Source organism: Loktanella sp. DJP18 (assembly GCF_049310965.1).
In the GTDB taxonomy this organism is placed as follows: Bacteria; Pseudomonadota; Alphaproteobacteria; order Rhodobacterales; family Rhodobacteraceae; genus Loktanella.
In genome coordinates, this window is sequence record NZ_JBMERN010000347.1 from 1 (window position 1) to 979 (window position 979).

Below are 979 nucleotides of genomic sequence, written 5' to 3' on the forward strand. Positions count from 1 at the left end.
TTCAGTCATCCATCTGGTGATGTTGATCGGAATCGCGCCCTGGGTGGCCGTCATCAATCCGTTCTGGCATTCTGTTCAGATCTCTCAACACGACATCACGATCCGCACGTGGCGAAAGCACCTGCGCATCCCGCTCTCGCGCATCAGCCAGGTTGCAGAGATCAAGAAAAGGGTAAGGACCATCAGCTTCAAAGCGCTGTATTTAAAATACATCGATGATGGCGCTGAGAAGACTGTGACGTTGCCATCGGGCCTTATGTATAAAGACATTCTTCTCATCGATGCTCTGATTGATGTTGTGGAAGCGAACGATCGTCGTATTTTAGCCCTCGTTGCAAAGAATGACGCATCCGCAAGGCTCGAGGCAGTCGCCTTCCAATATCCTGTCGCTATATTAGCGAATCCTGCCCCGAAGATTGCCATCGCTCTATTCATCTTGGCTCAGATCGTACGAATAGGTCTGGAAGTCTCCGCCTGAATGCCTAAAACAAATTTAGTTGATTCGTTATTGATTGATCACCCGTCCAAAATCCGCAAACCCCTGACTTCAGCCCGGGGATAGGATTTCCTTTTCACTTTGAGCGGCTGCGCTGCGGCTTTTCTCTTCTTGGTATCTGCGTCTTGCTGGCTCTCGACGTAAGATTTGACCACGTCGAGAGGCGCGCCACCACAGGAGACCACGAAGGTACTTGGACTCCAGAAGTGGCCGCCCCAAAGACGCTTCATCACTTCGGGCAGCCGCTGCTGCCGGATGTGTCTCGATGATGCGCCTTTGAGACGCTTGACGATCGTGCTCAGACTGAGGCTCGGCGGATAGAGGATCATCAGGTGCAGATGGTCTCCATCGGTTTCCACGGCGATCAGATCGATGGCGAGGCACTGTGCGGTCTGGCGCATTGACTGCCGCTGATGGTCGAACACCCGGCGGGTGATGACCGGTCTGCGGTATTTGGTGCAGAACACGAGGTGGGCATGCAGC

At 53.5% G+C, this 979-nt stretch carries 2 protein-coding genes; one reads left to right on the forward strand and one right to left on the reverse strand.

Annotated elements, in window-relative coordinates; all coding sequences use genetic code 11:
• The coding region (locus ACOI1H_RS25810) for a hypothetical protein (protein ID WP_422441194.1) at positions 1–478 on the forward strand (478 nt) is incomplete at its 5' end.
• 38 nt (positions 479–516) lie between these two features.
• Here the strand turns inward: ACOI1H_RS25810 and tnpA are convergent.
• Positions 517–979 (reverse strand): IS200/IS605 family transposase (gene tnpA / locus ACOI1H_RS25815; protein WP_422441196.1); only part of this gene is annotated, 463 nt, incomplete at its 5' end.